Origin of the sequence: Citrobacter sp. A316, assembly GCF_002042945.1 — a bacterium.
GTDB lineage: Bacteria > Pseudomonadota > Gammaproteobacteria > Enterobacterales > Enterobacteriaceae > Citrobacter > Citrobacter portucalensis.
Genome location: NZ_MVFZ01000007.1, coordinates 139,784 through 152,321 on the forward strand (window position 1 = coordinate 139,784; position 12,538 = coordinate 152,321).

Sequence of the window (12,538 nt, forward strand, 5' to 3'; positions counted from 1 at the left end):
CTCCGTGTCGGGCACACGCTCGTTGCCAGTCGTACAACTGCTGACAGGTCTACTGTTGCTGGCCTGGCCGTTTTTGATCTGGTTTGGCCTGGCGCATAACAGTCTGCACTGGTTGCTACCGTTGATGGCGCTACTCCTTTTTTTACGCTTTCGCCAGACCAGGCGACAGGCGGGGCCGCTGCGCGTCGTGACACAGGTAGTGGCGGTCGCGGGTATCACCTTGTGCATTGCCAGTTATCTGCTCAAAACGCACCAGCTGCTGCTGTTTTATCCGGTAGTGGTAAACGCCGTTATGCTGTCGGTTTTTGGTGGATCGTTATGGTCTGCAATGCCCATTGTTGAACGCCTGGCACGACTGCGCGACCCAAATCTGCCCGATGCGGGCGTGCGCTACACCCGCCGTGTGACACAAATCTGGTGCGCCTTTTTCATCATCAATGGCAGCGTTGCGCTCTTTACTGCACTGAATGGCGATATGACCCTGTGGACGACCTGGAACGGTATGGTTTCCTATCTGCTAATGGGAACATTGATGGTAGGCGAGTGGTTAGTTCGCCAACTGGTGATAAAACGAGATACCCAATGAATCAGCCCCTCACACTTGCTCAATGGCTCTGTGACCCACGCCCCAACGACGTTCCTGTTGCGTGGCAGGAAGAGCATACCTGGACGCTGGGTCATCTGCGCCACGATGTGGCCCAGTTGGTAACATATCTGCGGCAGCAGGAAGGTGAGCGCTGGGCATTGTGCTTCGAGAACAGCTACTTATTCATCGTCGCGCTGCTGGCAACGCTCCATGCCGGCAAAACACCGGTGATCCCTGGACATTGTCGCGTTTCGTTGTTAAACGAGCAGCACTTGCTGTTTGACGGCGTACTGAGCGATAAAGCGATGGACTGGCAGGGAACGCTGCGGGTGGTCAGCTCCGCCATGACATCCGTGGCCCACGACATCACGTTCCCGGCAATACGCAGTGACGCCTTTGTGGAGCTATTCACTTCCGGTTCAACCGGCCAGCCGAAACGCGTGATCAAACCGATCGCTCGTCTGGATAGCGAAGCGGCATTGCTCGCAACGCGCTTTGCCGATCGTCTGGCAGGTTGCCGGGTGGTCGCGTCAGTGGTACCGCAACATCTGTATGGCCTGACGTTCCGTATCTTTTTGCCGATGGCCTTAGGCCTGCCGCTGCACGCGGCGATGCTTTGGTATGCCGAACAATTGGCGGCACTGAGTTCTGAGCATCGGTATGCGTTTATCAGCAGCCCGGCGTTTCTGAAACGCCTCGACCACAACCTGACACCGCCGCCGGTCGAACTGATTCTGTCTGCGGGCGGCATGCTGCCCTGGCAGGACGTCACGCAGGCTGCTGACTGGCTAAATGTCTGGCCCGATGAGATCTACGGCAGTACTGAAACCGGGATCCTTGCGTGGCGCTATCGCCACCAGGATGATGTGGCATGGCTGCCCTTTCCCGGCGTCAGATTCCAGTCAGAAGACGACGCGTTTCGTGTGTTTTCACCGCTAATTAACGCTGATGATGGCTTGTTACTCGATGATGTTCTGCAGTTTATCGAAAACGGACAGTTCCGCCTGATGGGCAGACGCGGGCGGGTGGTCAAAATTGAAGAAAAACGCATTTCACTCAGCGAAGTGGAGCAACGTTTACTGGCACTGGATGGTATCTGTGAAGTCGCGGCATTGCCCGTCTCACGTGGGGGACGTCAGGGCGTTGGCGTCCTGCTGGTACTGGATGACGAAGCCCGGCAACGCTGGCTTGAGTGCGGTGGTAAACCGCAAGAGCTGACCTGGCGACGTTCGCTGCTGCCCTGGCTGGAGCCTGTCGCGGTTCCCCGCTACTGGCGGGTGATTGATGAGATTCCGGTCAACAGTATGAATAAGCGTGTCTATGCGCAATTACAGGAGTTATTTCATGAAACCCCATGAAATCGAGCGCCATCAGGCACTGCCTCATCAGGCTGAGATTGTTTTACAACTCGACCCGTCTCTGTTTTGGTTCAGCGGGCATTTTAGCGTGCAGCCACTGCTGCCGGGCGTTGCACAGCTGAACTGGGCGATGGATTACGCCACCACGCTGCTGGTACCAGGCTGGCGTTTTCACAGTATTCAAAACGTGAAGTTCCAGTCACCGCTATTGCCAGAGGCCACCGTCACCCTGAGTCTGAGCTGGCAGGAAGCGCGTCAGATGCTCTCTTTTAGCTACCAGCGCCACGACGGTGACGTGCGCCATACCGCCAGCAGCGGGAAGATTCGGTTATGCCGCTGACCTTTTCCCCGTGCGTGTTGATCCCCTGCTACAACCACGGCGCGATGATGTCGGACGTGTTGGATCGTCTTCGGCCGTTCAATCTCCCCTGCATTGTGGTGGACGATGGCAGCGACGAGACTACACGAGATGAACTGGCACGCCTGGCGGCAGAATACAGCAATCTGACGTTAATTCGCCTGCCCATCAACGCAGGCAAAGGCGCAGCGGTTATTCGCGGAATGCAGACGGCGGCAGATGCCGGGTTCAGTCATGCCGTGCAGGTCGATGCCGACGGGCAACATGCCATTGAAGATATTCCCAGGCTGCTTGTATTGGCAAAAGAACATCCGACAGCACTGATTTCCGGACAACCGATTTACGATGATTCGGTTCCTCGCTCGCGCCTGTACGGTCGTTGGGTAACCCATATCTGGGTGTGGATAGAAACCCTCTCGTTGCAGCTCAAAGACAGTATGTGTGGCTTCCGGGTATATCCGGTGGCCCCCACGCTGCAACTGGCACAGCGCGTAACGCTCGGCAAACGGATGGATTTTGATACTGAAGTGATGGTGCGCCTCTACTGGCAAGGCAACACCAGCTATTTTATCCCCACGCGAGTCACCTATCCGCAGGACGGGCTATCCCATTTCGACGCGCTTAAAGACAATCTGCACATTTCATTGATGCACACTCGCCTGTTCTTTGGCATGTTGCCACGCATCCCCTCCCTGCTTTGTCGTCGTTCATCGACACACTGGGCGCAGCAGCAGGAAGTCAAAGGGTTGTGGGGAATGCGCCTGATGCTGCTGGTCTGGCGTGTACTGGGTCGCAAAGCCTTCTCCCTGCTGCTGTATCCGGTCGTCGGCGTTTACTGGCTCAGCGCTTCAACTGCCCGAAAAGCCTCTCAACGCTGGATTAGCCGCGTAAGGGCGCAACTGATCACGCGCCGGATGCCAGTACCGCCAAACCTGACCAGTTATCAGCATTTCCTGCGTTTTGGCGGCGCGATGCTGGATAAGATTGCCAGCTGGCGTGGTGAGCTGCACTTCGGTCGCGATGTGATTTTTGCACCGGGTGCAGAAACGGCGCTGAATATCAGCGAGCCTCGGGGAAAACTGCTACTGGCTTCACATCTTGGCGATGTCGAAGCCTGTCGGGCACTGGCCCAGATACAGGGCAGTAAAACAATCAATGCGCTGGTATTTAGCGATAACGCCCAACGCTTTAAACAGATCATGCAAGAGATGGCCCCGCAGGCTGGATTAAATCTGCTCCCGGTGAACAGTATTGGTCCAGATACTGCCATTCTGCTCAAAGAGAAACTGGAGCGCGGTGAATGGGTAGCCATCGTAGGCGATCGCATCGCAGTCAATCCCCAACGCGGCGGCGAGTGGCGTGTGTGCTGGAGCCGCTTTATGGGGCAAAATGCGCCATTCCCTCAGGGCCCGTTTATTCTTGCGTCTATTTTACGCTGCCCTGTAGATCTGATTTTTGCCCTGCGCCAGCAGGAGAAACTCCACATCTACTGTGAACCATTTGCCGACCCGCTGCTCTTACCGCGCGCCACACGACAACAGGCATTACAGAATACTGTCGATCGCTACGCCGAACGCCTTGAGCACTATGCGCTTCAGTCGCCCCTCGACTGGTTTAACTTTTTCGATTTCTGGCAACTGCCGGACACCAATGACAAGGAGTAAAGGGTGCTTAACGATCCCCGTTTTACGGCTGAAGTCGAGCTAACTATTCCGTTTCACGACGTCGATATGATGGGCGTAGCGTGGCATGGTAACTACTTCCGTTACTTCGAGATTGCCCGTGAGGCACTGCTGAACCAATTCGATTATGGCTATCGGCAGATGAAAGAATCTGGCTATCTGTGGCCCGTGGTCGACACGCGGGTGAAGTATCGCAATGCGCTGACTTTCGAGCAGCGTATCCGTGTACGCGCCCAAATTAAAGAGTACGAAAATCGCCTGCGTATCGGCTACGAGATTTTTGATGCCGAAACAGGTAAACGCGCCACTACAGGCTACACCATCCAGGTCGCCGTTGACGAAAAAAGCCGTGAACTGTGCTTTGTCAGCCCGGATATTCTGTTTGAACGGATGGGAGTGACACCATGAAATTATGGCCATTGCTCGTGCTGCTCGTCAGCCCTTTTGTCAGTGCCTTGACGCTCGACTCCCTACAACAGCGTTTTACCGAACAACCGGTGGTTCGCGCCCACTTCGATCAAACCCGGACGATAAAGGATCTGCCGCAGCCGCTGCGATCTCAGGGCAAGATGTTGATCGCCCGCGACCAGGGGTTGCTGTGGGATCAAACATCCCCGTTCCCGATGCAGCTGCTGCTGGATGACAAACGGATGGTTCAGGCAATTAACGGTCAACCACCGCAGACCGTTACCGCTGAGAATAACCCGCAAATGTTCCAGTTTAATCATCTGCTACGGGCGTTATTCCAGGCGGATCGTAAAGTGCTGGAACAAAACTTCCGCGTGGAGTTCGCTGACTTAGGAGAAGGTCGCTGGACGCTACGCCTGACGCCAATCACCACACCGCTGGATAAGATTTTTGCGACGATTGATTTAGCAGGAAAGACCTACCTGGAGAGCATTCAGCTCAATGATAAGCAGGGCGATCGCACCGATATCGCGCTTTCCCAACACCAACTAACGCCAGCGCAACTGACCGATGACGAACGCCAACGCTTTGCCGCCCAGTAAACGTCCCGCGCTGTTATGGGGAGTCATCTGCCTGCTTCTGCTGGGCATCTTTCTGACGCTGCTACCTCAGGCCCGCCTTAACAGCAGCGTGCTGGCCATGTTGCCAAAGCAGACGCTGGGCGCTATACCTTCGGATCTGAACGAGGGATTTATGCAGCGCCTTGACCGTCAGGTGGTCTGGCTGGTGAGTCCCGGTAAGCAACCGGACCCAGCGATAGCCCGGAACTGGCTGGCTTTACTGCAAAAATCGCACGCGCTAGCCCAGGTAAAAGGTCCAATGGATGCCGACAGCCAGCAGGCCTGGGGGGCATTCTTCTGGCAACATCGTAACGGCCTGATAGATAACGATACCCGCGCCCGGCTGCAAAACGGCGGCGAAGCGCAGGGCCAGTGGATCCTGTCCCAACTTTACTCCGCATTCTCCGGCGTCAGTGGCAAAGAGCTACAAAACGATCCCTTCATGCTGATGCGTGGCTCGCAGTTGGCCATGGCCAAAACCGGGCAGCGTCTGCGCCTGATGGACGGCTGGCTGGTCACCCAGGACGAGCAAGGCAACTATTGGTATCTGTTACATGGCGAGTTGACCGGCTCATCGTTTGATATGCAACAGACGCACCAATTGGTCACCACGCTGAATACGCTGGAAGGTGAGCTCAAAGCCCACTATCCACAGGCTCAACTGCTGTCCCGCGGGACGCTGTTCTATAGCGATTACGCCAGCCAGCAGGCGAAACAAGATATCTCTACTCTCGGCATAGCTACTATGCTCGGGGTGATCCTGCTCATCGTGGCTGTATTTCGTTCGCTGCGTCCACTGCTGCTGTGTCTGATTTCAATTGGCATTGGTGCGCTGGCGGGGACCGTCGTCACGCTGCTGATTTTTGGCGAGCTCCATCTGATGACGCTGGTGATGAGCATGAGCATCATCGGTATTTCCGCCGACTATACGCTCTACTATTTGACCGAACGAATGGTACACGGTGCGGAAACATCGCCATGGCAAAGCCTTGCAAAAGTGCGCAATGCCCTGCTCCTGGCGCTACTCACCACCGTAGCGGCTTATCTGATTATGATGCTGGCCCCCTTCCCCGGTATTCGCCAGATGGCGGTATTCGCGGCGGTAGGTCTGAGCGCCTCCTGCCTGACGGTCATTTTCTGGCACCCGTGGTTGTGTCGTCGGTTGCCGGTACGCCCGGTGCCGGCAATGGTACTCATGCTACGCTGGCTTGCTGCATGGCGACGCAATAAAAAACTCTCTGTTGGCCTGCCGGTGGCACTGGCGTTGTTCTCGCTGGCAGGAATAGCGACGCTGCGCGTAGATGATGATATCTCCCAGTTACAGGCGCTGCCGCAGGACATTCTCGCTCAGGAAAAAGCGATTACCGCCCTGACCGGGCAAAGCGTCGACCAGAAGTGGTTTGTGGTGTACGGCAAATCCGCTCAGCAAACGCTGGAGCGGCTGGAAACCTTTACCCCCGCGCTGGAACAGGCAAAAAAAGACGGGTTACTCAGCGGATATCGCACCATTCCGCTCAATTCACTCGCCCGGCAACAGCAGGATCTGCCTCTGCTAAAAGATGCTGCGCCCGCCATCACGAAAGCCTTAAACAACGCCGGACTGGCAACGGTGAACCCCGATCTTAGCGCCATGCCCGTAACCGTCGATGCCTGGCTTACCAGCCCGGCCAGTGAAGGCTGGCGCTTGCTATGGCTGTCTCTGGCTGATGGCGAAAGCAGCGTACTGGTTCCCGTTGAAGGGGTGAAACAAAGTGATGCTTTAAATACGCTCAGCGCAAAATATTCCGGCGTGGCGTGGGTGGATCGTAAGAGCAGCTTTGACAACCTGTTTGCCCTTTATCGCCATATTCTGACCGGCCTGCTGTGCATTGCGCTGGCGGTGATTGCCTGTGGCGCCGTCATTCGGCTTGGCTGGCGTAAGGGCTTAATTAGCCTGGTCCCCTCAGTGCTGTCTTTAGGTTGTGGTCTGGCAGTACTGGCCCTGAGCGGTCATGCGCTCAACCTGTTCTCGCTGCTGGCACTGGTGCTGGTACTGGGAATTGGCATTAACTACACGCTGTTTTTCAGTAATCCACGCGGTACGCCACTGACGTCGCTGCTGGCCATCACGCTGGCGATGATGACCACGCTCCTAACGCTCGGCATGCTGGTCTTTAGCGCCACTCAGGCAATCAGCAGTTTTGGCATTGTGCTAGTGAGCGGTATTTTCACCGCCTTCCTGCTGTCACCGCTGGCGATGCCAGGGAAAAAAGAGAAAAAAAGAAGATGATTAAACAGACATTCTGGCGCACCGCTGCGCTGGTCGCCACGTTGCTGCTGGCCGGTTGCAGCCACTCGCAGCCGGAACAGAAAGGCCGCCCGCAAGCCTGGTTAGAGCCGGGTACTCGTGTAACGCTACCTGCCCCGGGGATTTCTCCCGCGGTGAATTCACAACAGCTACTAACCGGAAGTTTTAACGGCAAAACTCAGTCACTGTTGGTCATGCTCAATGCTGATGACAAGAAAATCACACTTGCCGGGCTGTCATCAGTCGGCATTCGCCTGTTCCTCGTGACTTACGATGAAAAAGGACTGCACACCGAGCAATCGATCATCGTTCCACAATTGCCGCCAGCCAGCCAGGTGCTGGCCGACGTGATGCTCAGCCATTGGCCGATTAGCACCTGGCAACCGCAATTACCCACAGGCTGGACGCTCGTCGATACGGGTGATAAGCGTGAGCTGCGCAATACCCGCGGCAAAGTGGTCACGGAAATCACTTATCTGAATCGAAAAGGAAAACGCGAACCGATCAGCATTGAGCAGCACGTTTTTAAATACCACATCACCATTCAATATCTGGGTGACTGAGATGATCTACATTTCTGCCGTTGGCATGATTAACGCGTTGGGCAATAACACTGATGAAATCGCAGCCAACCTCACTCGTGGCATAGCGCCGGGAATGCGCCCGCGCACGGGCTGGCTGCAAGGACACCCATCCGCCGTGTTAGCCGGCGTTGACGGCGAGCTGCCCGCTATTCCTCAGCAATTTAGCGCTCATTGTTCGCGCAACAACCAGCTACTGCTGGCAGCACTGATGCAAATCCAGCCGCAGGTGGACGACGCTATCGCCCGATTTGGTCGCGATCGTATTGCTGTTGTTCTCGGCACCAGCACCTCCGGTCTGGATGAGGGTGACGTTCACGTTGATTTGATGCTCAACGGCAAAGAGAGCACTGACTGGCGCTATCCACAACAGGAACTGGGCGATCCGTCACGTTTTCTTAGCCACTGGCTGGCGCTGGATGGCCCGGCCTTTACGCTCTCAACCGCCTGCTCGTCCAGTGCAAGGGCTATCATGAGCGGACGTCGTTTGATCGAATCTGGTCTGGTCGATATCGCCATTGTCGGCGGTGCGGATACGCTAAGCCGAATGCCAATCAACGGATTTCACAGTCTGGAATCACTCTCCCCAACGCTGTGTCAGCCGTTTGGCCGCGACCGTTGTGGGATCACCATTGGCGAAGGCGCCGCCTTGATGGTATTAACCCGCGAGCCACAGCCTATCGCGCTCCTTGGCGTCGGCGAATCCAGCGACGCGTACCATATTTCGGCTCCCCATCCACAGGGGGAAGGTGCCATTCGCGCCATCGGCCAGGCGCTTAACGACGCAGGAATGACGCCGGAACACGTGGGCTATATCAATCTGCACGGTACCGCCACTCCGCTAAACGATCAGATTGAGTCCAACGTCGTGAACGCGCTATTTGGCGAAACGGTCCCGTGCAGTTCAACCAAACACCTGACCGGGCACACACTGGGCGCCGCGGGGATCACCGAAGCAGCGATCAGTATGCTGATTCTGCAACGCGAACTGCCGCTGCCTCCGCAGGACTTTAGCCAGTCACCGCGCGATGAAACATTGCCAGCCTGCGGCATCATTGAACAGCCGCAGTCGCTAACTCGCCCGGTTATCTTGTCTAATTCGTTCGCCTTCGGCGGTAATAATGCCAGCATCCTGATCGGGAGAATCTCATGAGCCACTATTTATCACCGGGCGATTATTTACCGCATGATGCGCCGATGCTGCTCCTTGAAGAGGTCGTCAGTGTGGCGGACGAAACCGCCACCTGCCACGTGACGGTATCAGCAAACAGCGTACTGGCCCCCTTCCTCGACCCCGACGGCAATCTACCTGGCTGGTTCGCACTGGAACTGATGGCGCAGACCATTGGCGTCTGGTCTGGCTGGCACCGCCAGCAACAAGGTCAGGCGAGTATTACGTTAGGCATGGTACTGGGCGCACGTGAGTTAGTCTGTGCCACAGGTGTTCTGCCTGCCGGGAAGACGCTGAGCATCCATGTCAAATTGCTGATGCAGGATGCACGATTCGGTAGCTTTGAATGTGCCATCCAGGCAGACAACGAGACGCTGGCAACCGGTCGCGTCAACACCTTCCAGCCGACATCAGAAGAAATTAACACGCTATTTCAACAAGGAGCGTCCACATGAGCCGTTCAGTTTTAGTTACGGGTGCCAGCAAAGGTATCGGTCGCGCCATCGCCAGACAACTGGCCGCGGACGGTTTTGTGGTCGGCGTACACTATCATCGCGATGTGCAAGGAGCACAAGAAACGCTGGATGCTATCCTCGCCGCTGGCGGCGCAGGGCGCCTGTTGACATTTGATGTTGCCAATCGCGAGCAGTGCCGTGAAATACTGTCGCAAGATATTGAGGCAAACGGCGCATGGTACGGTATTGTCAGCAACGCTGGGATCACTCGTGATGCCGCTTTCCCTGCACTCAGTGATAACGACTGGGATGCGGTGATCCATACCAACCTCGACAGCTTTTACAACGTCATTCATCCGTGCATTATGCCGATGATCAGCGCACGCCAGGGGGGTCGTATCATCACACTGTCTTCGGTTTCGGGCGTGATGGGCAACCGCGGTCAGGTCAATTACAGTGCGGCAAAAGCCGGAATCATTGGTGCCACCAAAGCGCTGGCTATCGAACTGGCAAAACGCAAAATTACCGTAAACTGCATTGCACCGGGACTCATTGATACCGGGATGATCGAGATGGAAGAAGCCGCATTGAAAGAGGCGATGTCGATGATTCCCATGAAACGAATAGGTCAGGCTGAAGAAGTGGCCGGGCTTGCCAGTTATTTAATGTCGGATGTGGCGGGCTATGTAACTCGCCAGGTGATTTCCATCAATGGAGGGATGTTATGACACGTCGTGTCGTGATTACAGGCATGGGCGGCGTCACCGCCTTTGGGGAAAACTGGCAGGCTGTCTCCGCCAGGTTATTGGCATATGAAAATGCGGTACGCAAAATGCCGGAGTGGCAGGTTTATGACGGACTGCACACACTGCTGGGTGCGCCGATCGACGACTTCACTCTACCAGAACACTATACCCGCAAGCGAATTCGCGCCATGGGCCGCGTATCGCTGATGTCCACCCGCGCAACAGAGCTGGCGCTTGAGCAGGCCGGACTGATTGGCGATCGGGTACTGACTAACGGTGAAACCGGGATCGCTTATGGTTCATCAACCGGTAGTACCGGTCCAGTGAGCGAGTTCGCAACCATGCTGACCGAGAAACACACCAATAACATCACCGGCACGACCTACGTGCAAATGATGCCGCATACCACTGCCGTTAACACCGGATTGTTTTTCGGCCTGCGTGGGCGAGTCATCCCGACATCGAGCGCCTGCACATCCGGTAGCCAGGCAATTGGTTACGCATGGGAAGCCATTCGACACGGTTATCAAACGGTGATGGTCGCCGGCGGTGCAGAAGAGCTGTGTCCTTCCGAAGCCGCCGTGTTTGATACGCTATTCGCGACCAGCCAGCGCAACGACGAACCGAAAACAACCCCCTCCCCGTTCGATGAAAAACGCGATGGTCTGGTCATCGGAGAAGGCGCAGGTACGCTAGTGCTGGAAGAGCTGGAACACGCTAAAGCGCGCGGAGCAACGATTTATGGTGAAATCGTTGGCTTTGCCACTAACTGCGATGCTGCTCATATCACCCAGCCACAGCGCGAAACAATGCAGATTTGCATGGAAAAATCTCTGAATATGGCAGGTATTAGCGCCCGGGATATCGGCTATATTTCAGCGCACGGTACCGCAACCGATCGCGGTGATGTTGCAGAAAGTCAGGCAACCTCTGCAATTTATGGTGATAATGTTCCGCTATCCTCGCTTAAAAGCTATTTTGGACATACCCTTGGCGCTTGTGGCGCACTAGAGGCCTGGATGAGTCTGCAAATGATGCGTGAAGGCTGGTTTGCGCCTACGCTAAATTTGAGTCAGCCAGATGCCAATTGTGGCGAGCTGGATTACATTATGGGTGAAGCCCGCAAGATTGATTGCGAGTTTTTGCAGAGCAACAACTTTGCGTTTGGCGGCATAAATACTTCTATCATCATTAAACGTTGGCCGTGATATGTACCGGATCGTTCTTGGGAAAGTTTCTGTTTTAAGCGCTGGCGCACTGCCTGCCGCACTGAGTGAGCAAGCACCGCAAGGTGTCCGCCGTGCGCGCTGGTTGGCAGGTCGCGTGCTGCTTTCCCATGCCCTTTCGCCATTACCAGACATCGTATATGGCGAGCAAGGAAAACCGGCCTTTTCTGCTGACACGCCGCTGTGGTTCAATCTCAGCCACAGCGGTGATGATATCGCCTTGCTGCTCAGCGACGAAGGGGAAGTCGGCTGCGATATTGAAGTCGTGCGCCCGCGCGATAACTGGCAGACACTGGCAAACACAGTGTTCAGTCTCGGGGAACATGCCGAAGTCGAGGCCGAACGCCCGGAGCAACAGGTGGCGGCGTTCTGGCGCATCTGGACGCGTAAAGAAGCTATCGTGAAACAGCGCGGCGGCAGTGCCTGGCAAATCGTCAGCGTCGACAGCACCGCGCTAACTTCCTCACTCTCCGTCAGCCAGTGCCAGCTCGATACCCTGAGCCTGGCGGTGTGTACCCCCACGCCGTTTACCCTGACCGCAGACGCCGTGCAGCGCCTGTAACGCCCTCATTCCCGTGCGCTACCGCGCCATATCGTAAGGTTACAATCGGATGCAACGAGTCACCATTACCCTCGATGACGATTTACTGGAAACGCTCGACGGCCTGAGTCAGCGCCGTGGCTACAACAACCGTTCCGAAGCGATCCGCGATATTCTGCGCGGCGCACTGGCGCAGGAAACCACGCAGGAGCACGGCACTCAGGGCTTCGCGGTGCTCTCGTATGTTTATGAGCATGAGAAGCGTGACCTGGCGAGCCGCATTGTTTCTACCCAACACCACCACCATGATTTATCGGTCGCCACGCTGCATGTACACATCAACCATGACGACTGCCTGGAAATCGCCGTGCTTAAAGGCGACATGGGCGATGTGCAGCATTTTGCCGATGACGTGATTTCCCAGCGCGGCGTGCGCCACGGTCATTTACAGTGCCTGCCGAAAGAAGAGTAATTGCCTGTTTCGTTGCCGGATGACGGCTGCGCCTTATCCGGCCTACG

Annotated in this window: 14 protein-coding genes; all 14 read left to right on the top strand. The window is 56.0% G+C overall.

Annotation, left to right across the window (positions count from 1 at the left end; all coding sequences use genetic code 11):
- Positions 1 to 4: 4 nt before the first annotated feature.
- From BZK41_RS10835 to nikR, 14 genes are read left to right on the top strand one after another with little or no spacing between them, the layout of a single operon-like run.
- Positions 5 to 586, top strand: coding sequence for a hypothetical protein (locus BZK41_RS10835; protein ID WP_079938152.1), 582 nt, complete (start codon positions 5 to 7; stop codon positions 584 to 586).
- Positions 583 to 1,944 carry an AMP-binding protein gene (locus BZK41_RS10840; RefSeq protein ID WP_079938153.1) on the top strand — a complete coding sequence of 454 codons (1,362 nt, stop codon included), beginning with the start codon at positions 583 to 585 and terminating at the stop codon, positions 1,942 to 1,944. Before BZK41_RS10835 ends, BZK41_RS10840 begins: the two co-directional genes overlap by 4 nt.
- Positions 1,931 to 2,284, top strand: coding sequence for a hydroxymyristoyl-ACP dehydratase (locus BZK41_RS10845; RefSeq protein ID WP_003827533.1), 354 nt, complete (start codon positions 1,931 to 1,933; stop codon positions 2,282 to 2,284). The genes BZK41_RS10840 and BZK41_RS10845 overlap by 14 nt, the downstream gene beginning before the upstream one ends.
- A complete protein-coding gene (locus BZK41_RS10850; RefSeq protein WP_079938154.1) occupies positions 2,275 to 3,966 on the top strand; it encodes a glycosyltransferase in 1,692 nt (563 codons plus the stop codon). Before BZK41_RS10845 ends, BZK41_RS10850 begins: the two co-directional genes overlap by 10 nt.
- A gap of 3 nt (positions 3,967 to 3,969) precedes the next feature.
- Positions 3,970 to 4,392 carry a thioesterase family protein gene (locus tag BZK41_RS10855; protein WP_003827529.1) on the top strand — a complete coding sequence of 141 codons (423 nt, stop codon included), beginning with the start codon at positions 3,970 to 3,972 and terminating at the stop codon, positions 4,390 to 4,392.
- A complete protein-coding gene (locus tag BZK41_RS10860; protein WP_079938155.1) occupies positions 4,389 to 4,994 on the top strand; it encodes an outer membrane lipoprotein carrier protein LolA in 606 nt (201 codons plus the stop codon). Before BZK41_RS10855 ends, BZK41_RS10860 begins: the two co-directional genes overlap by 4 nt.
- Positions 4,963 to 7,281, top strand: coding sequence for an MMPL family transporter (locus BZK41_RS10865; protein WP_079938156.1), 2,319 nt, complete (start codon positions 4,963 to 4,965; stop codon positions 7,279 to 7,281). The genes BZK41_RS10860 and BZK41_RS10865 overlap by 32 nt, the downstream gene beginning before the upstream one ends.
- On the top strand, positions 7,278 to 7,862 hold the full coding sequence (locus BZK41_RS10870; RefSeq protein WP_079938157.1) for a DUF3261 domain-containing protein: 585 nt from the start codon (positions 7,278 to 7,280) through the stop codon (positions 7,860 to 7,862). Before BZK41_RS10865 ends, BZK41_RS10870 begins: the two co-directional genes overlap by 4 nt.
- Position 7,863: 1 nt before the next feature.
- Positions 7,864 to 9,033: a beta-ketoacyl-[acyl-carrier-protein] synthase family protein gene (locus BZK41_RS10875; protein WP_079938158.1), complete on the top strand. Its 1,170-nt coding sequence runs from the start codon at positions 7,864 to 7,866 to the stop codon at positions 9,031 to 9,033.
- Positions 9,030 to 9,506 (top strand): 3-hydroxy-fatty acyl-ACP dehydratase, encoded by a 477-nt coding sequence (locus BZK41_RS10880; RefSeq protein WP_057067185.1) that lies wholly within the window; start codon positions 9,030 to 9,032, stop codon positions 9,504 to 9,506. Before BZK41_RS10875 ends, BZK41_RS10880 begins: the two co-directional genes overlap by 4 nt.
- Positions 9,503 to 10,234 carry a 3-ketoacyl-ACP reductase FabG2 gene (locus tag BZK41_RS10885; protein WP_079938159.1) on the top strand — a complete coding sequence of 244 codons (732 nt, stop codon included), beginning with the start codon at positions 9,503 to 9,505 and terminating at the stop codon, positions 10,232 to 10,234. The genes BZK41_RS10880 and BZK41_RS10885 overlap by 4 nt, the downstream gene beginning before the upstream one ends.
- Positions 10,231 to 11,460, top strand: a complete 1,230-nt coding sequence (locus BZK41_RS10890; RefSeq protein WP_079938160.1) for a beta-ketoacyl-ACP synthase — start codon at positions 10,231 to 10,233, stop codon at positions 11,458 to 11,460. Before BZK41_RS10885 ends, BZK41_RS10890 begins: the two co-directional genes overlap by 4 nt.
- 1 nt (position 11,461) lies before the next feature.
- Positions 11,462 to 12,040, top strand: a complete 579-nt coding sequence (gene acpT, locus BZK41_RS10895) for a 4'-phosphopantetheinyl transferase AcpT (RefSeq protein WP_079938161.1) — start codon at positions 11,462 to 11,464, stop codon at positions 12,038 to 12,040.
- Positions 12,041 to 12,089: 49 nt separating this feature from the next.
- Entirely contained in the window at positions 12,090 to 12,491 is a 402-nt protein-coding gene (gene nikR / locus BZK41_RS10900) for a nickel-responsive transcriptional regulator NikR (RefSeq protein ID WP_006687486.1), read from the top strand.
- Positions 12,492 to 12,538 lie beyond the last annotated feature (47 nt).

Bases quoted from the DNA above. Each gene is read 5' to 3' on its own strand.
- BZK41_RS10885 (WP_079938159.1), top strand. From the start codon at position 9,503: ATGAGCCGTTCAGTTTTAGTTACGGGTGCCAGCAAAGGTATCGGTCGC.
- BZK41_RS10880 (WP_057067185.1), top strand. From the start codon at position 9,030: ATGAGCCACTATTTATCACCGGGCGATTATTTACCGCATGATGCGCCG.
- BZK41_RS10860 (WP_079938155.1), top strand. From the start codon at position 4,389: ATGAAATTATGGCCATTGCTCGTGCTGCTCGTCAGCCCTTTTGTCAGT.
- BZK41_RS10850 (WP_079938154.1), top strand. From the start codon at position 2,275: ATGCCGCTGACCTTTTCCCCGTGCGTGTTGATCCCCTGCTACAACCAC.
- acpT (WP_079938161.1), top strand. From the start codon at position 11,462: ATGTACCGGATCGTTCTTGGGAAAGTTTCTGTTTTAAGCGCTGGCGCA.
- BZK41_RS10890 (WP_079938160.1), top strand. From the start codon at position 10,231: ATGACACGTCGTGTCGTGATTACAGGCATGGGCGGCGTCACCGCCTTT.
- BZK41_RS10865 (WP_079938156.1), top strand. From the start codon at position 4,963: ATGACGAACGCCAACGCTTTGCCGCCCAGTAAACGTCCCGCGCTGTTA.
- BZK41_RS10845 (WP_003827533.1), top strand. From the start codon at position 1,931: ATGAAACCCCATGAAATCGAGCGCCATCAGGCACTGCCTCATCAGGCT.
- BZK41_RS10840 (WP_079938153.1), top strand. From the start codon at position 583: ATGAATCAGCCCCTCACACTTGCTCAATGGCTCTGTGACCCACGCCCC.
- BZK41_RS10870 (WP_079938157.1), top strand. From the start codon at position 7,278: ATGATTAAACAGACATTCTGGCGCACCGCTGCGCTGGTCGCCACGTTG.
- nikR (WP_006687486.1), top strand. From the start codon at position 12,090: ATGCAACGAGTCACCATTACCCTCGATGACGATTTACTGGAAACGCTC.
- BZK41_RS10875 (WP_079938158.1), top strand. From the start codon at position 7,864: ATGATCTACATTTCTGCCGTTGGCATGATTAACGCGTTGGGCAATAAC.